This window comes from Parasphingorhabdus sp. DH2-15 (assembly GCF_051668705.1).
Lineage (GTDB): Bacteria > Pseudomonadota > Alphaproteobacteria > Sphingomonadales > Sphingomonadaceae > Alterisphingorhabdus.
This window is the reverse complement of record NZ_CP196351.1, coordinates 1351857-1372494: the sequence shown is the minus strand read 5'-3', so window position 1 is coordinate 1372494 and position 20638 is coordinate 1351857. Positions and strand designations below refer to the sequence as shown.

Annotated in this window: 16 protein-coding genes and 1 tRNA gene; 7 read left to right on the top strand and 10 right to left on the bottom strand. The window is 49.1% G+C overall.

From position 1 onward, the window contains the following. Positions 1-68 precede the first annotated feature (68 nt). Positions 69-5117, top strand: a complete 5049-nt coding sequence (locus tag ACR9YC_RS06385; RefSeq protein WP_438731381.1) for a hypothetical protein — start codon at positions 69-71, stop codon at positions 5115-5117. Positions 5118-5151: 34 nt separating this feature from the next. Here the strand turns inward: ACR9YC_RS06385 and ACR9YC_RS06380 are convergent, their stop codons facing one another. The 4 genes from ACR9YC_RS06380 to thyA all read right to left on the bottom strand — a co-directional run bounded on the left by ACR9YC_RS06380 (position 5152) and on the right by thyA (position 9862). Then, the gene (locus ACR9YC_RS06380) at positions 5152-6429 is read right to left on the bottom strand and encodes a dihydrolipoamide acetyltransferase family protein (RefSeq protein WP_438731378.1); all 1278 of its coding nucleotides are present in this window, start codon (positions 6427-6429) and stop codon (positions 5152-5154) included. Positions 6430-6434: 5 nt separating this feature from the next. After that, complete coding sequence (locus ACR9YC_RS06375; protein ID WP_438731667.1) at positions 6435-7439, bottom strand: alpha-ketoacid dehydrogenase subunit beta; 1005 nt, start codon at positions 7437-7439, stop codon at positions 6435-6437. A 50-nt stretch (positions 7440-7489) separates the two neighbouring features. Beyond that, a complete protein-coding gene (locus ACR9YC_RS06370; RefSeq protein WP_438731376.1) occupies positions 7490-8785 on the bottom strand; it encodes a 3-methyl-2-oxobutanoate dehydrogenase (2-methylpropanoyl-transferring) subunit alpha in 1296 nt (431 codons plus the stop codon). A 147-nt stretch (positions 8786-8932) separates the two neighbouring features. After that, complete coding sequence (gene thyA, locus ACR9YC_RS06365; protein ID WP_438731374.1) at positions 8933-9862, bottom strand: thymidylate synthase; 930 nt, start codon at positions 9860-9862, stop codon at positions 8933-8935. Between the two features lie 273 nt (positions 9863-10135). Here thyA and ACR9YC_RS06360 point away from each other — a divergent pair, with 273 nt between their 5' ends. From ACR9YC_RS06360 to ACR9YC_RS06345, 4 genes are all read left to right on the top strand, one after another. Next, on the top strand, positions 10136-11446 hold the full coding sequence (locus ACR9YC_RS06360; protein WP_438731372.1) for an acetylglutamate kinase: 1311 nt from the start codon (positions 10136-10138) through the stop codon (positions 11444-11446). A 1-nt stretch (position 11447) separates the two neighbouring features. Continuing rightward, positions 11448-12401 carry an N-acetyl-gamma-glutamyl-phosphate reductase gene (argC, locus tag ACR9YC_RS06355; protein ID WP_438731370.1) on the top strand — a complete coding sequence of 318 codons (954 nt, stop codon included), beginning with the start codon at positions 11448-11450 and terminating at the stop codon, positions 12399-12401. Between the two features lie 193 nt (positions 12402-12594). Then, positions 12595-15075: a M1 family metallopeptidase gene (locus ACR9YC_RS06350; protein ID WP_438731367.1), complete on the top strand. Its 2481-nt coding sequence runs from the start codon at positions 12595-12597 to the stop codon at positions 15073-15075. Next, positions 15072-15572, top strand: a complete 501-nt coding sequence (locus ACR9YC_RS06345; RefSeq protein WP_438731364.1) for a DUF6702 family protein — start codon at positions 15072-15074, stop codon at positions 15570-15572. Before ACR9YC_RS06350 ends, ACR9YC_RS06345 begins: the two co-directional genes overlap by 4 nt. Here the strand turns inward: ACR9YC_RS06345 and ACR9YC_RS06340 are convergent. From ACR9YC_RS06340 to ACR9YC_RS06320, 5 genes are all read right to left on the bottom strand, one after another. Continuing rightward, entirely contained in the window at positions 15569-16369 is an 801-nt protein-coding gene (locus ACR9YC_RS06340) for a 2-keto-4-pentenoate hydratase (RefSeq protein WP_438731361.1), read from the bottom strand. The two genes, ACR9YC_RS06345 and ACR9YC_RS06340, sit on opposite strands and share 4 nt — an antisense overlap. Positions 16370-16583: 214 nt before the next feature. Beyond that, on the bottom strand, positions 16584-16946 hold the full coding sequence (locus tag ACR9YC_RS06335; protein ID WP_438731358.1) for a VOC family protein: 363 nt from the start codon (positions 16944-16946) through the stop codon (positions 16584-16586). A 41-nt stretch (positions 16947-16987) separates the two neighbouring features. After that, entirely contained in the window at positions 16988-17575 is a 588-nt protein-coding gene (locus ACR9YC_RS06330) for a cupin domain-containing protein (protein ID WP_438731355.1), read from the bottom strand. Between the two features lie 307 nt (positions 17576-17882). Beyond that, complete coding sequence (locus ACR9YC_RS06325) at positions 17883-18089, bottom strand: hypothetical protein (RefSeq protein WP_438731352.1); 207 nt, start codon at positions 18087-18089, stop codon at positions 17883-17885. A 192-nt stretch (positions 18090-18281) separates the two neighbouring features. Further along, positions 18282-18371, bottom strand: a tRNA-Ser gene (locus ACR9YC_RS06320). A gap of 216 nt (positions 18372-18587) precedes the next feature. Between ACR9YC_RS06320 and hspQ the strand changes: the two genes are divergently transcribed. Continuing rightward, positions 18588-18914, top strand: a complete 327-nt coding sequence (gene hspQ / locus ACR9YC_RS06315; protein WP_438731664.1) for a heat shock protein HspQ — start codon at positions 18588-18590, stop codon at positions 18912-18914. Positions 18915-18921: 7 nt separating this feature from the next. On the opposite strand, the gene ACR9YC_RS06310 is transcribed toward hspQ, so the two are convergent. Continuing rightward, positions 18922-19764, bottom strand: coding sequence for an ABC transporter permease (locus ACR9YC_RS06310; RefSeq protein WP_438731661.1), 843 nt, complete (start codon positions 19762-19764; stop codon positions 18922-18924). A gap of 89 nt (positions 19765-19853) precedes the next feature. Between ACR9YC_RS06310 and ACR9YC_RS06305 the strand changes: the two genes are divergently transcribed. Beyond that, a complete protein-coding gene (locus ACR9YC_RS06305) occupies positions 19854-20534 on the top strand; it encodes a GcrA family cell cycle regulator (RefSeq protein ID WP_438731349.1) in 681 nt (226 codons plus the stop codon). Positions 20535-20638 lie beyond the last annotated feature (104 nt).

Sequence of the window (20638 nt, the reverse complement as noted above, 5' to 3'; positions counted from 1 at the left end):
CCCCCATGAACATATTAACCACTCTTTTTAAACCCCTCGCTTGTGCGACTTTAGGTTTGGCGGCAGCTTTGCTTTCTGCAAATGCGCATGCTCAAACTATTAGTAATACCGCATTTGTTGAATGGGATGGTTCCGCAGGTCGCGAACAGCTGCCTTCGAACAGAGTGGATTTGGTCGTTGCGCCGCCCCCACCGGACGCTCCGATTATTATTACAACTTTTCAGTTTGATGATCCTCCAAGTGGCGGCACCCAGATCAATTTGCCCGAGACCCAATGCCAAAGCAATAATGGCGTTGTTCCGATCACGCTTGGCGGTGTGTTCTCAGGTCTTGAGACAGCACCTGCATCTTTAAGCCCCCGGACTGTAATCTCACCAAATGAACCACTTGTTATTCTTATCAACTCACCGGCCCATAATCTGGACGCCAATGCGATTGATAGTTTTAACATTGTCCTGACTACTGATGAAGGTGACCGTGAAACCATCTCTGTTACAGAGACTGGTATTAACACAAGTGACTTTGTCGGGGTCATCAATACAGCATCTGTGCCTCCACAGCCTGTTCAAGGCAATTGTATCCTGTCGGTTGTACCTGGTAGTGAGCTCAGCATCGACATTAGTGATGACAATGGTGGTGAAATACTGGGTGAGGTTAGCGTTGATATTTTAATCGATCCATTTGGTTTGGTATTTGACAGTGCGGACGGCACGCCAGTTTCTGGTGCACGCGTAACTCTGATCGACAATGCAACTGGTCAACCAGCAGAAGTTTTCGGTGATGACGGCGTTTCCGCCTTCCCATCAACCATATTTACAGGATCAACAGTCACTGATGCCAGCGGCGCGGTATATGTATTTGAGCCAGGTTTTTACCGCTTCCCATTTGCGCGCCCCGGCGATTATCGCATCATTGTAGAGCCCCCTGCTCCATTCACATGGATTTCGAACGCTACACCTGAAGAAATCGCGCTATTGCGCCGTCCAGATGGAGAAGCCTTCATCATTGCCGATGGTTCTTTTGGTGGCATCATAACCCTTGATGACCCTGCCCCTGTACGCATCGATATTCCTGTCGATCAACCGGGTGCGCCGCTTGCTTTGACCAAGACAGTGTCGGCTGCCGTTGCTGAACCCGGTGACGCTTTGCAGTATCGCATTATTGTACGCAACTCAGATTCGCGCCGTGATACGGGCCGTATAACCATCACAGATGATCTGCCATTTGCCCTACGCTTAAGAGCAGACACCATCCGCTATAATGGCGATCTGGTTACCGCCGATATAGCGCCTGACGGTGGCAGCTTTTCGCTTGAAGTCCCTGCACTTCCTGCTGGCGGCAGTGGATTGCTGACCTATTTGACCGAGGTTCGTCCTGATGCATTGCCTGGTGACATTGCCAACACTGCAACTGCAAGTGATACACGCGGCGCTGTCAGCGGCGTAGCAGAAGCCTTTACCCGCATTGCACGTGATGCCATTTCCGATCGCTTTACGATTATCGGCCGGGTTACCGATGGTGCCTGCACCGTTGACCCTCGCCAAGCAAACGGCATCGCTGGTGTACGTGTTATGCTACAAGACGGTCGCTTCGCGATTACCGATCAAGATGGCCGCTACCACTTTGAAGGCGTATTACCAGGACTGCATGTGGTTCAGGTTGACCCATCAACCTTCCCTCTGGACCTTGCGCCGATGGATTGTGCACGCAACACACGCAGTGCAGGCAGTGATATTTCACGCTTTGTAGAAGGCCGTGGCGGTGCATTGAAGCGCGCAGACTTCCGTGCCCGCAAAGTTGCCCCACGTGACGCTCCTGCAGCTGTTGAAGCTGCAACTAAGCGCCCTGACATTCTTACCGACCAAGAAGCTGCTGGCAGCGATCGTGACTGGTTTGTAGGCGAAACCGCTGGTATTGGCTGGGTCTTCCCACAGGAAAACCACAATCCACGTGCCAAATCACTCCGCGTTGTTATCAAGCACATGGCTGGACAGACCGTTGAGTTGTTCGCCAATGGCAAAGCCGTCAACAATCTGACTTTTGAAGGCGCTCGTAAAAGCCCTGATGGTCGCTGGCGCATCAGCATATGGCGTGCAATTGAACTCGACCAAGGTTCAAATGTCCTGACTGCAAAAATTCTGAACCGTGGCGGCAATGTTGTCGAAGAACTGACCCGCACTGTGCATTATGCATCAGGTCCACTGAACGCAGAATTCTTGAAAGAGCGTTCGATACTGATTGCCGATGGTGTTACGCGTCCAGTTATCGCTGTGCGCCTGACCGACCGCGATGGTAAGCCTATCCGTCATGACTCTGTTGGTGATTTCCAGGTTCCTGCTCCCTATCAGCCCGCTATTGAGGTTGATGCGCAACAGGCCAACCAATTGTCAGGTCTTGAGCGTGCACGGCCGGTATGGCGCGTCGAAGGTGATGATGGCATCGCTTATGTAACACTGGCGCCAACCACTGCGTCAGGCACGGTCAGCGTGACCTTTAACTTCCAAGATGGCGAAACACAGCGCGCACAACGCGTTGAAACATGGCTCGATCCGGGCAATCGTCCTTGGACAGTTGTAGGCTTTGCAGCTGGTACCGTTGGCTTCAACACTCTGGACAGCCGTCTAGAGGCTCTGTCTGACGACGAAGACAGCATCAACCTTGATGGCCGTGTTGCACTCTATGCAAAAGGCCGTGTGCAGGGTAAATGGTTGCTAACATTGGCTTATGACAGTGACAAAGAGCGTGATGAAACCGAATTTGGCGGTGTTATTGATCCACGTAGCTATTATACAATCTATGCGGACCGTTCAGAGCAACGCTTTGACGCTGCAAGCATCCGCCGCTTGTACCTGCGCCTTGAACGCCCGCAATTCTATGCTCTGTTCGGTGACTATGAGACTGGCTTGAACGAATCTCAGCTGTCCCGCTATCAGCGTTCGTTCAACGGTGTGAAAAGTGAATATCGCTCTGATCAGGTTTCAGCGACCGCATTCGCAGCCGATACGCCTTTCCGCTTCCGCCGCGAAGAACTGCAAGGCAATGGTCTGACTGGCCCTTATGCTCTGTCGTCACGCGATGTCATCATCAACAGCGAACGCGTTTCTATCCAGATCCGTGACCGTTTCCAATCACAACGCATAGTCGAAGAGCGTCAACTGACACGCCATATTGATTATGACATTGATTATGTCACTGGCACCTTGCGCTTCCGTGAGCCTATTTTGAGCCGGATCAACCTTGATCCACAGTTCATCATCATCACCTATGAAGTTGATGGCATTGGTGAGCGTACATTAAATGCTGGTGGCCGTGTCAGCTGGCGCAGTGCAGACCAGAAATTGCAGATAGCTGCTAGTGCCATTCATGATGAAGGTGCTGATCAAACCACCAATCTTGGCGGTGTCGATATTCGCTATCAGCCAGATGTACAGACTGAACTGCGTGCTGAATTCGCAATCTCTGATGGCGACAGCAATGCCAATAGCGGCATTGCAGACCCTGGCACAGCAACTGCATGGTTGGTTGAAGCTGAGCATCATGGCGCCAAAGTGGATGTACTCGCCTATGTCCGTCGTCAGGCTGTAAATTTCGGCCTGGGTCAGCAAAATGGTGTTGAAGCCGGCACGCGCAAATTCGGTATCGATACACGCTATCGTCTGAATAAGCAGGTTAACGTTGCTCTGGCTGCCTATCAGGAAGACTTCCTCTTCTCTGGTGCCCGTCGCCGTGCAGGTAGCGCCAGCGTTGAATATCGCGGTGATACACAATCTCTGCGCACCGGTCTGACCCATGCAGAAGATCGCTTGGCTGATGGCAGCATCAACCGTTCAACACTGGTCAATATTGGTGGTGCAAAACGCTTCTTTGACAATAAGCTGGAAATTGATGCCTCAACCGAGTTTGCACTTGGCGGCAATAATGACAGCGCGGACTTCCCTGCCCGCCATCGTATCGGTGCTCGCTATGCTATCACGCCTGACGTCAAAGTGATTGGCGGATATGAGATTGCTGACGGTGAGACCTTTGATGCACAAACAGCGCGTGTTGGTTTCGAATTGTCGCCATGGGCTGGTGCTCGTATCCTGACCACTGCCAATCAGCAGTCGATCGAAGAATTTGGACCACGCACCTTCGCGTCACTTGGTTTCGCTCAATCTTTGAAACTGGATGACAATTGGACAGTCGATTTCTCTTTGGATGCCAATCAGACATTAAATGGTGCTATCCAGACCCAAGACGTACTCAATCCTTTGCAACCTGTTGCATCGGGCGGCTTCCTCGCTACCACCGGCGCGATCAGCGAAGACTTTATCGCGCTGACCGCAGGGGCAACCTATCGCAAGGATGACTGGAGCTGGGCTAGCCGTGCAGAATATCGCTTTGGTGAGCTGGGTGATCGTTATGGAATTAACACAGCTGCGCTTAAACAAATTGGTAATGGCAGCTCGCTTGCTGGATTGTTCAGCTACTTCACAGCTGAAACCAATGGCGGTGTTGAAACCACGAACATTGAAGGCGAGCTTAGCTGGGCACACCGTCCTGATGATAGCCGCTGGTCATTCCTGAACCGTCTTGAATATCGTGAAGACAGTGTTCGTAACGCTATCGCTGGCGAAGCTGGCCCCATTGGCGGCGCATTGTTGACGGTAAGCGGTGATGTTACTTCACGCCGGGTCATTAACAGCCTGAGTGTAAACTACACACCAATCCACGAAAATGACGATCGCCGTGTCGATGACGGCCTGCGTTTCTGGGAACGTGGTGAGTACAGCCTCTTCTGGGGTACACGTTATGTCTTTGACCGCTTTGGCCCGGACGATATCGAAGGCTGGACCAATGTTGTTGGCGCTGATATCCGTTTCGATCTTAATGGCACGGTTTCGGTTGGCGGCGCTGGCACAGTAAGAATTGGTAATAATGCTGACAGCATTGCTTATGCGGGCGGCCCGACTGTTGGACTGGCACCTTTTAAGAACAGCAATGTTATCATCGGCTATAACTTTGTAGGCTTTGAAGATCGTGATTTTGAACAGGCACGCTACACACGCAGCGGCCCATTCATAACCTTCCGCCTGAAGTTTGACCAACAAAGCATTGGTCAATTGGTTGGCCAATAAACATTATCAAATCTGATAATTGCGCGGCAGAATATCAATCTGCAAAAATGAAAACAGGCGTCTCAATTTTGCGTTTGAGATCTTGAACAAAGCTGGCGGCATCATAGCCATCCACAACGCGGTGATCGCAGGATATCGAGATGTTCATCATCTTGGCGATCACAACCGCACCATTTTCAACAATAGGTCGCTCGACTATTTTGTTGGGTCCAATAATGGCCACTTCCGGGCGATTTATAACAGGTGTTGTCGTCACACCGCCCAGTGGGCCTAAAGATGTTAACGTCAATGTTGATCCGGAAAGTTCATCACTCCGGGCTTTCCCATTGCGAGCTGCTTCGGATAAACGCGCAATTTCACTCGCCATATCCCAGACATTCATGCTTTCTGCACCGCGAAGGACGGGAACCATCAAACCTGCATCGGTCTGTGTCGCAATGCCAAGATGCACTGCGCCGGAACGCGTAACAATACCGGCTTCATCATCATAGCGGGCATTCAACATCGGATAGTCACGTAATGTGCGACAGATCGCCGTGATAAGAAGCGGCAAAACCGTCAGTTTTGGCCGCTCTCCGCGATTGGCATTCATCTCTTTGCGCATATCTTCAAGTTTGGATACGTTGATCTCTTCGACATAGGTGAAGTGCGGAATATTACGCTTGGACTCAGCCATATTCTGGGCAATGCGTTTGCGCATTCCGATGACTTTAATGTCTTCATCTGCCGCGCGCCCGCCATGAGCAGCACCGCCACCATAGCTTAAATATGCATCCAGATCAGAGTGACGGATACGGCCATCAGCCTGAGGCTTAACCCGTTCCAGATTTACGCCAAGCTCACGCGCTCTTTGCCGAACAACCGGAGAAGCCAACACTTTACTAGATGATTGAGCACCCATTCGTTTTGGCGCAACAGGTGCGGCTTTTGGTGGCGCAGCCGCCTCTATAGCTGGTTTTTCTGCTTTTGTAGTTTCCGTCTTTATAGGCGCCAGTTCAATGTCTTCAGCTGGCGTGACAGATATAGGATCGCTGTCAGTCTCACTCGATTGATCATCTGACGCGACATCGCCATCGACTTCAAATTCGACGAGCATAGAACCAATATTGACAATATCACCTGCTTCACCAGCCAATTTGGTTACAACTCCAGTGACAGGGCTTTCCATCTCAACCGTTGCTTTATCTGTCATCATATCGGCTATCGGGTCATCTTCATTGACCACATCACCAACTTTGACATGCCATGCAACAATCTCGGCCTCAACAACACCTTCGCCAATATCGGGCAGTGTATAGCTATATTTTGCCATATGTATCAGTCCTTTAACAATTTGGCGATGGCGTCACCGATGCGCACAGGTCCGGGGAAATATGCCCATTCCAGTGAGTGCGGATAAGGTGTATCGAAACCAGTAACGCGTTCAACAGGTGCTTCGAGATGAAAGAAACAGCGTTCTTGCACCAGAGCAGCAAGCTCTGCACCAAAGCCGCTGGTGCGCGTCGCTTCATGCACAATCAAACAGCGTCCAGTCTTTTTCACTGACGCCTCGATCGTCTCAATGTCTAACGGCACCAATGTTCTTAGATCGATAACTTCTGCATCAACGCCGTGCGCCTCAACCACTGCTTTAGCCACATGGACCATCGTGCCATAAGCCAGCACGGTAAACTCTGTACCAGCGCGCACAATATCGGCCTTACCTAATTCAACGCGATAATAACCTTCGGGAACTTCCGAACCATCATGCTTTGACCAAGGCTGAACCGGCTTGTCATAAAAACCGTCAAAAGGACCATTATATATGCGTTTAGGTTCAAAGAAAATCACAGGATCATTGTCTTCAATCGACGCGATCAGCAATCCTTTTGCATCATAAGGGGTAGATGGAATAACCGTTTTCAGGCCTGCAACATGTGTGAACAGGCTTTCCGGTGATTGGCTGTGAGTCTGCCCACCAAAAATACCGCCGCCAAATGGCGAGCGCACGGTCATCGGTGAAATAAATTCTCCAACCGAACGATAGCGAAGCCGCGCGGCTTCAGAAATAAGCTGATCAATGCCGGGATAAATATAATCGGCAAATTGTATTTCCGGCACAGGGCGAAGACCATAAGCCCCCATCCCAACCGCAGCACCGATAATACCGCATTCGCTGATCGGTGTGTCAAATACACGCGTTAGACCGTGCTTCTCCTGAAGACCGGCCGTACAGCGGAAGACGCCGCCAAAATAACCAATATCTTCACCCATCAATATAACATTCGGATCACGCGAAAGCATGACATCAAGCGCGCTATTGATCGCCTCAATCATATTCATACGTGGCGTGTCAGGCTTGTCGCCATTTGGGGCGGCGGCTTCATCCGAAATCATCTGTTCGGCCATTTGATCGCCCTTTCACGGTCAGCTTGCTCGCTCTGTTCACGCAAATGCCAAGGAAGCTCTTCAAAAACATCTTCAAACATGGTCGCAAAAGGCTGATGCAAACCATGCCCCAATACGCCATTTTTCTCTGCCGCTTTGGCAACGTCTTTGACCGTTTCTGCCATTTGTTTATCGAGCGCAGCATGGCGCTCATCGTCCCAAACACCCAGTAATATTAAATGTTGTTTCAATCGGTTAACCGGATCTCCCAAGGGCCAGTCTTTACTTTCATCGGCACTGCGATAGGCAGAAGGATCATCAGAAGTGCTATGTCCTTCTGTCCGATAAGTGAAATGCTCGATAAGCGTCGGGCCTTTATTTGTACGCGCACGTTCTGCGGCCCATGATGTTGCCGCATAAACAGCGAGCGGGTCATTGCCATCCACCCGAAGCCCGGCAATACCGTAACCAACGGCACGCGCTGCAAAGGTTGTCCGTTCCGCACCGGCAAAGCCAGAGAAACTCGAAATCGCCCATTGGTTATTGACGACATTCAATATGACTGGGGCGTTATAAACAGCTGCAAATGTGCACGCACTGTGGAAATCGCCTTCCGCTGTTGAGCCTTCACCGCACCATGTTGCTGCGATACGCGTATCACCTTTAATCGCACTGGCCATGGCCCAGCCCACTGCTTGTGGATATTGGGTCGCCAAATTGCCTGAAATGGTGAAAAAACTGTGCTCGCGCGAACAATACATGATCGGCAATTGGCGGCCTTTCAACTTATCACCCTTGTTGGAAAATATCTGATTGACCATCTCAATAAGCGGATAGCCACGAGTGATAAGTACGCCCTGCTGGCGATAGCTGGGGAACACCATGTCATCAGAGGCAAGGGCAAAGGCAGCAGCAACAGATGTCGCCTCTTCACCGCGGCATTTCATGTAAAAGCTAGTTTTGCCTTGGCGTTGAGCACGAAATAGTCGCTCGTCAAATGCGCGGACCAGCACCATCTTCTCTAACATATTGATCAATATGTCGGTTGATAATTTGGGGTTCCATGGGCCAACCGCCTTACCATCATCATCCAGCACGCGCACCAGATCATAGACCAGTTCATTGGTCTCTTTGGCATCAGCAGCAATATCGGGCCGCGCTTGTTTGCCAGCTTCCGGCACATGAATATGCGAATAGTCTACGGGGTCACCCGGCCTAAATTTCGGTTGCGGTACGTGCAATTCCAAAGGCGGCAAATTGCTGCGCACCTCATGGCTTGCAGACTTGTTATCATCCGCCATATGCTCTCCTGCATATATCCGCGTAATAATGCATCCGCGGAATGTTTGACTATCTAGGCCTAACCTATATTTTCTTTCGCCCTGCTTGCCCAATATTACAAAAATGCGGTTAGGGCAATAGTTCTGACCCAAAAACCTTTTGCGAACTTATACAGCCACAGGCGCAGAAATATGGCTTTGAGGAGCATATTCACTAACCGAAAAGTCCTCTATGGTATAATCAAATATAGATGCCGGTTTTCGCGTAATTTCCAGGCGAGGATAGCCACTTGGTTTGCGCGATAATTGCTCTTCCACCAATTCAGCGTGATTGGTGTAAAGATGCACATCACCGCCGGTCCAAATCAATTCATGCGGTTGTAAATCGCACTGCTGGGCCAACATATAAGTTATCAAAGCCGCGGAAAATATGTTGAACGGCACACCCAGTGCCAGATCGCAAGAGCGTTGGTAAAGCAAGCAGGTCAATTTGCCATCTACAACAAAGAACTGATAGGTTTTATGGCATGGTGGCAGCGCCATGTGATCAATGTCCGCAACATTCCATCCTTCAAAGATGTGGCGGCGTGAGTTGGGATTATTGCGCAAACTATCGACCAGTTCTTCTATCTGGTTAATGCCCTTCGCTCTTTTGCGATAAAGCCCCTCCCCTTCATCCGGGACTGGATCATAGACTGGCCAGTCAACCCATTGCTTGCCATAAACTGGTCCCAAATCACCCCATTTTTCTGCGAAATCATCGTCTTCAATAATTCGCTTTTCAAATGTATCACGATCCAGATTTTCGCCTGTCTCATCGTTGAATTTCGCTAAGGGCCAATCGGTCCAAATATGCACTTTCTGCTCAACCAGAGCGCGAATATTGGTGTCGCCTGTCAGAAACCAGAGCATCTCACGCGCTGCAGTTTTCCAATAGACCCTTTTGGTCGTCAACAAAGGTATTGCGCCATTATCTAGTGAAAAACACATTTGAGCGCCAAATACGGCCTTGGTTCCGGTCCCTGTCCGGTCACCGCGCGCGGCACCGCTTGACCAGATTGTTCGCATGAGATCGAGATATTGATTTTCATAGTGCATGGGGTGAATGTAGAAGCTGCAGACGGATTGGCCAAATCGATAACATAATTAGCTGTGGCAAAATCATTATATTTCATGTTTCTCAGTGCAAACAGCCCTTGTTCACCGCTTGCAACACATCACAGGAATTTCTATGGCTCATCACGCGGTTATGATGGCCTTCGTCCAGAGATCATGCAGTAACGGCTAGTCTGGCGGGATATTATCATTCTTACCGGGCTAATATTAGACGCAGATTATTCATGCCGCAAAATGATTGGCAGCAGAGACCATATGTCACAGACCCATCAAACCATTGTCCAATTGCTTTCGCAAATTTCCGACAAAAAAGAGATCCGTTCTTATCTCAATCGGTTCTCCGAAGTTGGCAAAACTCGCTTTGCTGTCATCAAAATTGGCGGAGCCATTATCGCAGAGCAATTGGAAGAGACAGCATCTGCTCTCGCATTTCTTCACCGTGTCGGATTAACACCAGTGGTTCTGCATGGCGGCGGCCCGCAGCTAGACCAAGAAATAACCAAACGCGGCATAGACACCCCCAAAATTGACGGACTGCGCGTAACACATGCTGCAGCCCTAGACGCCGCACGCGATGTCTTTTTCGGTGCCAATATCAAACTGGTCGAAGCCATAAGAGAGCAAGGGGTCGCAGCCCATTCCTTGCCTACTGGCGTATTGGAAGCGGATTATATCGACCGCGAAACTTATGGTTTTGTGGGTGAACCAACTCTTGTTCGTCAGGGCATGCTGCAAAACAGCGTCGCTGCTGGTGCTATTCCAATTATCAGCTGTATGGGCATTGGGCCTGGCGGGCAAATGCTCAACATTAATGGTGACTCCGCAACCCGTGCATTGGTCGCCGCGCTTGAGCCTATGAAGATTATCTTTTTGTCAGGCGTTGGCGGACTGTTGGGCGAAGATGGCAAGGCACTGCATTCCATCAATCTAGCCACAGACTTTTCAGCGCTCATGGCGGCCGATTGGGTCCATTCGGGTATGCGGTTAAAATTGCAGGAAATTGCACAATTACTTGAGAATGCACCGCTCTCAACATCGGTATCTATTACATCGCCAGAGGGCCTGCTGCGCGAACTCTTCACACATGGCGGCTCTGGAACATTGGTCCGTATGGGCGAAGCCATTCATAAATATTCTCAAAAAAGTGACTTAAATAAAGACCAGTTGATCCAACTTATCCAGACTGCTTTTGGCCGATCATTGACTTCAGGTTGGTGGAACGATCTTGAGCTGGACAGTGCTTATGTGACTGAGAGCTATCGTGCCTGCGCCATAGTGAAAAATTTTGGCGGCACAGCGTATCTTGATAAATTTGCTGTGTTGGAAGAAGCGCGCGGTGAGGGTTTGGCTCATGCAATCTGGCGCAGGATAGAAAACAACCACCCTTCCCTTTTCTGGCGCACGCACAAGGACAATGGTTTTAACGAATTTTATGCCGAAAGAGCGACAGGCTCTATCAAGCACGGGGAATGGACAATCTATTGGTATGGCGAAACCGAATTTGCTCGCATCGCTGAAATGACCGGTAAAATTGCTAATCTGCCAGCAACCTTAGAAGCTATCTGATATGACAAAACCCTATTCTCTGGGGCTAGTGGGCGCGCGTGGCCATACAGGGCGCGAATTATTGCGGATCATCGCTCGTCATCCGAATTTGCAGCTAGACTTTGCCAATAGCCGTGAATTTGCAGGCATGCCAGTCACCCATATTGCGCCTGAAATTACAAAATTGAATTTCTCTGCACTATCTCCAGAAGATGTTGCGAAGCGCCGCGCTGATGTCGTCATTCTTGCAACCCCTGATGGTGCTGCGGCGGATTATGTCGCCGCGATCGATACATTCTCCCCCGATACAATCATCGTCGATTTATCCGCTGATTATCGCTTTACCGATCAATGGGTTTATGGTCTGCCAGAACGCAATCGCGCCAACATTAAACGCGCAAAACGCATCGCAAATCCTGGCTGCTATGCAACGGCCATTCAGCTCGCAATTGCCCCTGTGCTGCCCTTTATCAATGGCACTCCAGTTGCTTTTGGTGTTTCAGGATATTCAGGCGCTGGCACCAAGCCCAGCCCCAAAAATGATGTGGCGAAATTACGCGATAATCTTATGCCATATAAGCTGCATAATCATAATCATGAACGTGAAGCAACACGGCACCTGGGTACGGCTATACGTTTTATGCCACATGTTCATCCTGCCTTTAGCGGTATTGTTACGAGCGTAAATATTCCGCTTAATGGTGAGCTGGATGAACAAAGTGCGCTCGCTTTATATGCGCAAATATATGACGATGAGCCACTTGTTTCTCTGCAAGAACATGAGCCTGAACTAAGAGACGGAACGGGCAATCTAGGTGTCATCATTGGTGGCATCAGCCTGAGCGCAGATAAAGCGCATCTCGCTGTCGTTGCGGCAGAAGACAATCTGCTGAAAGGTGCAGCGGTTCAGGCCGTGCAAAATATCAATCTTGCTCTTGGGTTAGACGAATTGACCGCTATCTTGCCATCAGAATAGAGCAAACCATTATCCTATTCATATCATAAATAGAGAGGTTGCTCGCCAACGAGCAATTGATCGCCTAATTTTTCAGTGTTACCTCTAAATACATCGATTCTCTAACGATTTCGGTTGCATAACAACTTTTCTAAAATCAGTTTTTTCATCATTAATTATCCGTTTCCGAAAACATCTGCGGATACATAATATTATGACAAAGACTCGTTTTAGGACCGGATCGTTGAAACAAGCTGCGAAGGAACATACATTGAGACTCATCGCCTGCATCGCATTTTTGCTCATGGCTTCACCTGTATTTGCGCAAGGTGTTCAGCAAACAAAAGGCGACTTTCAAGACAAGTTCCGCCAACTCGACGAAGTTCTCCCTGACCCTAATGTCTATCGCAATGCATCGGGCGCACCTGGCCATCAATATTGGCAGCAAAAGGCCGATTACCGGATTAATGCGCAGTTGGACGAAGATAAGCGTCGTATCACTGCACAGGCGACAATCAGCTATACCAACAATTCGCCGGACACACTCCCATGGATATGGATGCAACTTGATCAGAACATTTTCCGCCGCGATTCAATAGCAGAGACCACGCGCACTTTTGGTGGTTCGTCGTCAAATGGCGTCGGCGTTTCCGGTGCACGCTTTAATGACCCTGCCAGATTATCGCTGGGACAAATTCGCCGGCAGCAATCTTTGGTCGATAACAATTATGGCTATGAGATTGGCAGCGTCCGCCTTTCTAATGGCACTGCGCTAAAATATACGATTGTCGGAACGCTCATGCGGATCGATCTGCCAACCCAGCTTGCACCAGGCAGAACTGTGAGTTTCAAAATCGACTGGGCTTATAATATTGTTGAAGAAGACGCGGTTCGTGCTCGCTCTGGTTATGAACATTTCCCGGATGATCCACGTCCCGGCGGGAATGATATATTTCTGCTCGCTCAGTGGTTCCCGCGCCTTGTTGCCTATTCTGATTATGAAGGTTGGCACAATAAGGAGTTTTTGGGCAGCGGTGAGTTCACTCTGGAATTTGGTGATTACGATGTCACTATGACAGTACCAGATGATCATATCGTTTCTTCAACAGGCGTGCTCGCTAACCCGGCAGAAGTTTTGACAGCTACACAGCGCCAACGCTTAAGAACGGCGAGTACTGCCAATGCCCCAGTGTTTATTGTTACGCCAGAGGAAGCCGAAGCCAATGAGCGTACCGGTCCAAATGGTACCAAGAGCTGGCGCTTTACTGCACAAAATGTTCGAGACTTCGCATGGGCCTCAAGCCGTAAATTTGCATGGGATGCGCAAGGGCATCGCCAGCCAGGTGCGAAAAATTCAACGGTTATGGCCATGTCTTTCTGGCCCAAAGAAGGCGGCGAACTTTGGCGCAAATATTCCACCGCCGCCATTGTGCACACAATGAAGGTCTATTCACGCTTCAGCTTTGATTATCCCTATCCCACTGCTCAATCAGTCAATGGACCAGTTGGCGGCATGGAATACCCCATGATCACCTTTAATGGCCCGCGGACCACTCTTAATGAAGACGGTACGCGCACCTATTCCTTGTCAGAAAAGGTATTCCTGATTGGTGTGGTCATTCATGAGGTCGGGCATATCTATTTCCCAATGACCGTGAATTCAGATGAGCGACAATGGACATGGATGGATGAGGGCATCAACTCATTCCTCGATTCAGTAGCAGGTTATGAATGGGATCCTGACATGCCATGGACACGCAGCCTGCCACGCGATCTGATTCCTTATATGACATCAAACCAGCAGGTTCCGATTATGACCCAATCAGACAGTGTGCTAAATCTGGGGCCAAATGCTTATGGCAAACCGTCGGCAGCATTTCACATCTTGCGTGATACCGTCATTGGCCGTGAGCGCTTCGACTTCGCATTGAAAGAATATGCACGTCGTTGGAAGTATAAGCGCCCTACACCTGCTGACTTTTTCCGCACTATAGAGGAAGCATCGGGAACCGATCTGGATTGGTTCTGGCGCGGTTGGTTCTACACAACCGATCATGTTGATATTTCTCTCGATACAATTCACCGACTGCGTATAGATACGGCAAACCCAGATATCGATTTGCCACGACGACGGCAGGAATTAACGGGGGAACCAGCTAAGGTTGGTGTCGAACTAAACCGTCAGCAGGGTCTGCCAATCTGGGTGTTAGAGAACCCCGGGATAACCGACTTTTACGACCAGAATGACCAATTCACAGTAACCCCAAAAGATAGCAAAAAATATGACAGCTTCTTGGAATCATTGGATGAACCGTGGATGCGTCAGGCTTTTGACCGGGCCGTGGCAGAAGATGCCAATTATTATGTGCTGAGCTTCTCCAATAAGGGTGGACTGGTTATGCCGATCATATTGGGTCTTACCTTCGCCGATGGATCGACAGAGAAAATGAATATTCCTGCGGAAATCTGGCGGCGCAATTCACGCCAAGTCAGAAAGCTGCTGGTATTCCCGAAAGGCAAGGAATTGACACAAGTAGTGGTTGATCCGGATTGGGAAACGGCCGATGCGGATATTGCGAATAATCATTATCCACGTCAGATTATACCAAGCCGCATAGAGGCATTCAAATCACCGGACAGAAATTCGCGTGTGGGCCGCGACTTGATGGCAGAATCGCAAGGTGCGCAGGAGTGAAGCAGCACCTTGCAAAACTACTGATATGTGTTTTCGCGGCATTACTGGCCTTGCCCGCAATTGCGCATCAGCAAAAAATAACAATCTCTACCATATCGCATAATAGCCGCACCAACATGGTGGAGGTTGTGCACCGTGTCCCTCTACATGATGCAGAACATGCCTTGAAATGGCAGGGTGAGCGAGCGCCGGATATCGTCACCAATATCGATAGCCGCCGCGCTTTTGCATTATATGTTGATCAAAATTTCACTGTCAGCAGCAATGGCGAAACCCTCAAAATGGCGCTGCTAGGCACTGAGATTGAGGGCGGAAATGTGCTGATATTTCAGGAAGCACCCTCGCCCGGCATTGGTAGCGAGTTGCAAATATATTCGCAGATTTTGACGAACATCTGGCAACGGCAAGAAAACCGCGTCAACCTTGGAACAGGCACGCGCGTGGATACATTAATATTCCGCGCTGGTGACAGCAGAAAAGCCGCTATTTTGCGTTAAATAACCGTCGTTCTTACGAGAACCATATCAAGACTGCCATAGCACCCGAAATTAAGATGTGCTTGAGTACCTATATTTGCCTCATGTACACCTGTTATAGCCCCGGACGATACGAAAGTCCCCGCGGGCATACTGATACCGTGTTTCTTCGCATGGTCTAATAAGAAATCCACAGCTTCTAAAGGGCCTTTCCTTAAATCCTCCAAAGCTCTTGTAGCAATCATTTCACCATCAATATGTGCTTCAACCACCAAAGTGTCAGGTGTCTTAGATTGCCAATCTTCGATTTCTGGTCCCAATAACATGCCGTTATTATTCCCAAAATCACAGATCACTGCGATGGGACCAAGATTGTTAATCGCTGGGATTGGACTTCCTGCGATTTCTGCACCAATATACATACGATCATCAGCGCGGCTATTGCCTAGTTCAATGATAAACTCCGGTTCGATAGCACAAGAACCGCCATCAAATATCGGTATTTCGGCAACACTGTCTTGGCGAGCCCTTACAATTGAATTGCTAAAGATAGGGCCTGCGAGTCTGGTTACCCCAAGACTTTCAACAAAATGAGTAGGCATCCCGGCGACCTTCCATCCAGCGACTCTATCAGGCCATATTTCCCTAGATATGTGCTGAACCGTATATGCATCAGTGAGAGTTTCTGGTAGTTTGCCAGGAAAGCCGGGTAAGCCAGTAGCAGCGTGCCGCGCAGCCATCAATTTCTGTGATATATGCTGAAGGCTGGGTTTTAACTCTGGCACATGACGCTCCGTAATATCTTTGTGATCACTCACTAGCCCGCGCCTTTTCCGTCTAAGGTTTGGCTTATCTGGACACAGGATGCACTAAGGATGAAAACACATATTAATGTATCGTAACAATGTGATACAAAATTAGCCAATATTTATGCCCGCCATGCCAGAGCATGAACAAATAACCTTTGAAGCATTGATAAGGGGACATGGACACTAAAGTTCCATGCCCCCTATCTTCTTAGACTATCGACTTTTAGCTAAAGTCGAAAAAGCATAGCTTATTGCCATCAGGATCACGCACATATGCGCCGTAGAAAGCCCCTTCAATGCGTGATCCAGGTGCGCCATCGCATGTCGCGCCAAGCTCAATAGCTTTATGATATAGCTTATCCGCCCCTTCGCGCGATCCACCGGGAATAGCTGTCATTGAACCATTGCCGACCGACGGCGCATTGCCATCAAATGGCTCACATACCGCGATTTTGGGTTCAGCCATATCTTTACCGATCATAGCAAGACGGCCAACGTCAAGCAGAACTTCTGCATCCAGCAGCTTAGTATAAAATGTCTTCGCGGCGTCCAGATTTGTAACGCCTAATGTTGTGTATCCAATCATATTATGTCCTTTCAGGGGTTATGGATAGGGAGAGAAAACCTTTACTTTTGCGGTAAGTGACCGGTTTTTTGATAAAATAGACACCCATCACTAGAGAAAAATTGATGCACTGTTCCATGCGGGATACGAAGCCATGTCCCTTTTGTATAATGTCCATTTTTGTCGGAGACAGTGCCCTCAAGTACCAGAATTTCTTTGCCGCCAATGTCTTCGCCAATCTCGCCCTTGGTATCGGCTGCTAATCGCACAAGGCAGCAGTTTTCTGTGCCAAAGCTATGCAATGGCAGAACGGTCATGCCCGCAATGTCGGTATCCTGGAAATCATCCGTTAGAGTATCAACGGTGAATTGCTTTGCATCATCTTTATCGAACTGATGCAGTTTCACGAATATAATACAGCCATTTTCGCTATGCGGCTTATGGCGCGTGCCTATTGGGTTGCGAATATATGTACCGGCGGGATAGTCTCCATGCTCATCGGAAAACACACCATCGACAACAAATATTTCCTCACCGCCATCATGTGTGTGGGGGCTAAAATAAGATCGTGGATCATATTTCACAAGCGATGTAGCCCGCGCCACCTCGTCGCCTATCCGGTCCAGCTTGCGTCTTTGCACTCCTTTCATAGGAGAATCCTCCCAAGGAAGTGCCGTGCTATCCACGACCACCCGCTTCGAAAAATCCGCATGTAAGTGCATTATAGTCTCCATAACGACTCAATTATCTACCTAGTGGTAGATAGATAACTCTTAGTTGCTAGATATCAAGAGAAATTTACAAAATAAGGAAAAAATGCTGCTCTTTACAGGATAAAGGGGCTACAAACCGCGCAAATCTGCAGAAACGAAAGATGGGTAGGCCGCAACAATTCCTAGTAGATGCTACCTAGAGTTAAGGCAAAAAAGTTGCAAACACGCGAACGAATAAGGCGAATTACTGACTTTGACCGTTCCAAAAACCAGATGCCAAAACAATATCACGACAATGATTGGTTTCACCAAGCCCTAAAGATATCAGGAAAACTGTACTCAAGCCTTGAGAAAAGCCGTTTTTATGAAGAAACAATAATAGATTTCTCACATCACCATCGGACTTATACCTCTCTTTAGCCTCTGCTAATATCTTGTCGCTGTTGCTCATTAAAAAGCCCTGATGGTATTTTTAGACAATGTTTGCCTACTATTTGAAGAGTGTATTTATTACCCATTGTAAAGATCACGAAAAAGACTTCAAACTTAAATTCGCCCAAATACAAACCATTATGGCGGAGAGTTCGGGACAGAGCTCGAACTCGGAGCCGGTCTCAAGCAGCTAAACGGTAGACGGAAAAAATGGCGGAGAGACAGGGATTCGAACCCTGGGTAGGCGCGAGCCCACAACGGTTTTCGAGACCGCCCCGTTCGACCACTCCGGCACCTCTCCTTCGTCTTGACTGCGATATATTTTGGTCCATCAAACAGCCGAAGACGTGCGCCACTAAACCATTCATCCACAATTGCCAAGGCCAATAACCGCCAATCACCGACAGTTTTGCCGTACACGCCTTGCAGATCCTTCGGGCATCGCTAAATTAGAGATATGGATGGCAAAAACCCCCAACTTTCCAATTTGGCCGGCGAACGCGAATTAATCGATACTATGCCAATTGTGCGCAGCGCGAAATTTGCGGTGGGTGATATTGTGCGTCATCGTTTGTTCGATTTTCGCGGTGTCATTTATGATATTGATCCAATCTTCGCCAATAGCGAGGCATGGTATGAGGCCATTCCTATCGACATTCGCCCCCCAAAGGACCAGCCTTTTTATCATCTCCTCGCAGAGAATAGCGAGAATAGCTATGTCGCCTATGTCAGCCAGCAGAATCTTGTGCCCGATGATAGCGAGATACCGGTCAGTCATCCGTCTATAGAGCAGCTATTTCACAAAGATAGTAACGGCGGATATCAATTGCGCAGTCGCCATTAACTGCACGCTATGATTTGATTTTCCAACCTTTTTTCAACAACATATAGCTGATTGTTGCCAATATAATATTGGTGAATAGCAGCACGATTGCACCAATAGCCAATGACCCATCAGTTGAACCTATAAAACCATAGCGGAAGCCAGATATTATATAGAAAAACGGGTTAATTTGGCTGATGATTTGGAATGCAGGAGCCAAATTGTCGATCACGTAAAACGTGCCAGACAGCAAAGAAAGAGGTGCGACGACGAAATTTGTGATCATGGCACTCTGGTCAAATTTTTCCGCCCAAATAGATGTAAGAACACCCATAAAGGCAAGCATTATAGCGCCCATCAGGCCGAAAAATATTACATATAGCGGGTGGCTTATATTCACACTGACATCTGGCCAAAGGAACATTGCAAGCCATATCGTCATACCCACCAATACTGCACGGGTTAGTGCGCCGCCGACCAGAGCTGCAAGCACCTCACCCACTGAAAGAGGCGGCATGAGATAATCGATAATTGTCCCCTGTAATTTTCCGGCGAGAAGGGAAAAGCTGGCATTGGCAAAGCTATTTTGTAGCATCGCCATAACAATCAAACCCGGCGCTACAAATGTTGAAAATGGCACGTCCAGAACCGTGCGCCCGCCCCGTCCCAAAGCAACGCTAAAAATTACTAGAAAAAGCAGGGTTGTGACCGCTGGAGCCCAAAGTGTTTGCAACTTGACCTTGAAGAACCGCCTCACCTCTTTCATATAAAGAGCATGAAGGCCCGTCCAGTTTATCCGGGCGATGCGTGATACGCCGGGTTCAGAGAAACCAGGCTCGGGTAAATCGTGCATTTCGGGTTGCTGTACCATGATGTTGCGAGTATCGGAGCTTATGCGACAGCGCAAGAGGTTATGCCCCTGATCGGGTGAAACATTGAGCATTAGGAAGTTTGATAAAGATGGCATGGACTGACGAAAGAATTGACCAGCTGAAAAAGCTCTGGGAAAAAGGCAATACAGCCAGCCAGATTGCAGAAGAACTGGGCGGCGTCAGTCGCAATGCCGTTATTGGCAAAGCCCATAGACTGGGCCTGAAGTCACGACCATCGCCTGTTAAGTCTGGCGATAAGAAAGCCAAAACCGCTCGCAAGGCGAAGGAAAAGGTAGCAAAACCTAAGACAAAGGCAGCTGCACCCACGCCAACCAAGAAGTCTCCTACACAGGCGGCTCCACAGGCCAGCCCTGCTGCAAAACCGGCGGCACCTGTCACCAATAATAATGCGCAGTGGCAGCCATCCCCAATGCCCAAAATCGTATCCGTGGGCCCTGGCGGGTTTTTGCGCCAAGGCCCCGGTGATCAACAGGCACCCATTCCGCCTGCTCCGCCGCGCCGCCTTGTTCCCGCAAAGCCAAGCCCGGAAATCGCTGACAAAACCAGTCTGCTCGATCTGAGTGACAAGGTATGTCGCTGGCCAATGGGTCACCCGGGCGAACCTGATTTTCATTTTTGCGGATCAAAGGTAAACCCTGGATTCCCATATTGCGTCGAACATTGTGGCCGTGCTTATCAAGCACAATTGCCTCGCGGAACACGTCGTCCACCACCACCGCTACCATTTGGTGGCCCGCGCGTCCGCTAATTTATCATGATTATCTGGCGGTAATCCATCAATACGCTGTGAATTGTTCGCAAGCGTAACTATTTCCGTGCAGTCGACGAACATTGGGTAACGTCTTGAAAGGA

Excerpts from the sequence above, each read along its gene's own strand:
- ACR9YC_RS06380 (WP_438731378.1), bottom strand. The coding sequence starts at position 6,429 with ATGGCAAAATATAGCTATACACTGCCCGATATTGGCGAAGGTGTTGTT.
- ACR9YC_RS06375 (WP_438731667.1), bottom strand. The coding sequence starts at position 7,439 with ATGAATATGATTGAGGCGATCAATAGCGCGCTTGATGTCATGCTTTCG.
- ACR9YC_RS06370 (WP_438731376.1), bottom strand. The coding sequence starts at position 8,785 with ATGGCGGATGATAACAAGTCTGCAAGCCATGAGGTGCGCAGCAATTTG.
- thyA (WP_438731374.1), bottom strand. The coding sequence starts at position 9,862 with ATGCACTATGAAAATCAATATCTCGATCTCATGCGAACAATCTGGTCA.
- ACR9YC_RS06360 (WP_438731372.1), top strand. The coding sequence starts at position 10,136 with ATGTCACAGACCCATCAAACCATTGTCCAATTGCTTTCGCAAATTTCC.
- argC (WP_438731370.1), top strand. The coding sequence starts at position 11,448 with ATGACAAAACCCTATTCTCTGGGGCTAGTGGGCGCGCGTGGCCATACA.
- ACR9YC_RS06350 (WP_438731367.1), top strand. The coding sequence starts at position 12,595 with ATGACAAAGACTCGTTTTAGGACCGGATCGTTGAAACAAGCTGCGAAG.
- ACR9YC_RS06335 (WP_438731358.1), bottom strand. The coding sequence starts at position 16,946 with ATGATTGGATACACAACATTAGGCGTTACAAATCTGGACGCCGCGAAG.
- ACR9YC_RS06330 (WP_438731355.1), bottom strand. The coding sequence starts at position 17,575 with ATGAAAGGAGTGCAAAGACGCAAGCTGGACCGGATAGGCGACGAGGTG.
- ACR9YC_RS06325 (WP_438731352.1), bottom strand. The coding sequence starts at position 18,089 with ATGAGCAACAGCGACAAGATATTAGCAGAGGCTAAAGAGAGGTATAAG.
- hspQ (WP_438731664.1), top strand. The coding sequence starts at position 18,588 with ATGCCAATTGTGCGCAGCGCGAAATTTGCGGTGGGTGATATTGTGCGT.
- ACR9YC_RS06310 (WP_438731661.1), bottom strand. The coding sequence starts at position 19,764 with ATGGTACAGCAACCCGAAATGCACGATTTACCCGAGCCTGGTTTCTCT.
- ACR9YC_RS06305 (WP_438731349.1), top strand. The coding sequence starts at position 19,854 with ATGGCATGGACTGACGAAAGAATTGACCAGCTGAAAAAGCTCTGGGAA.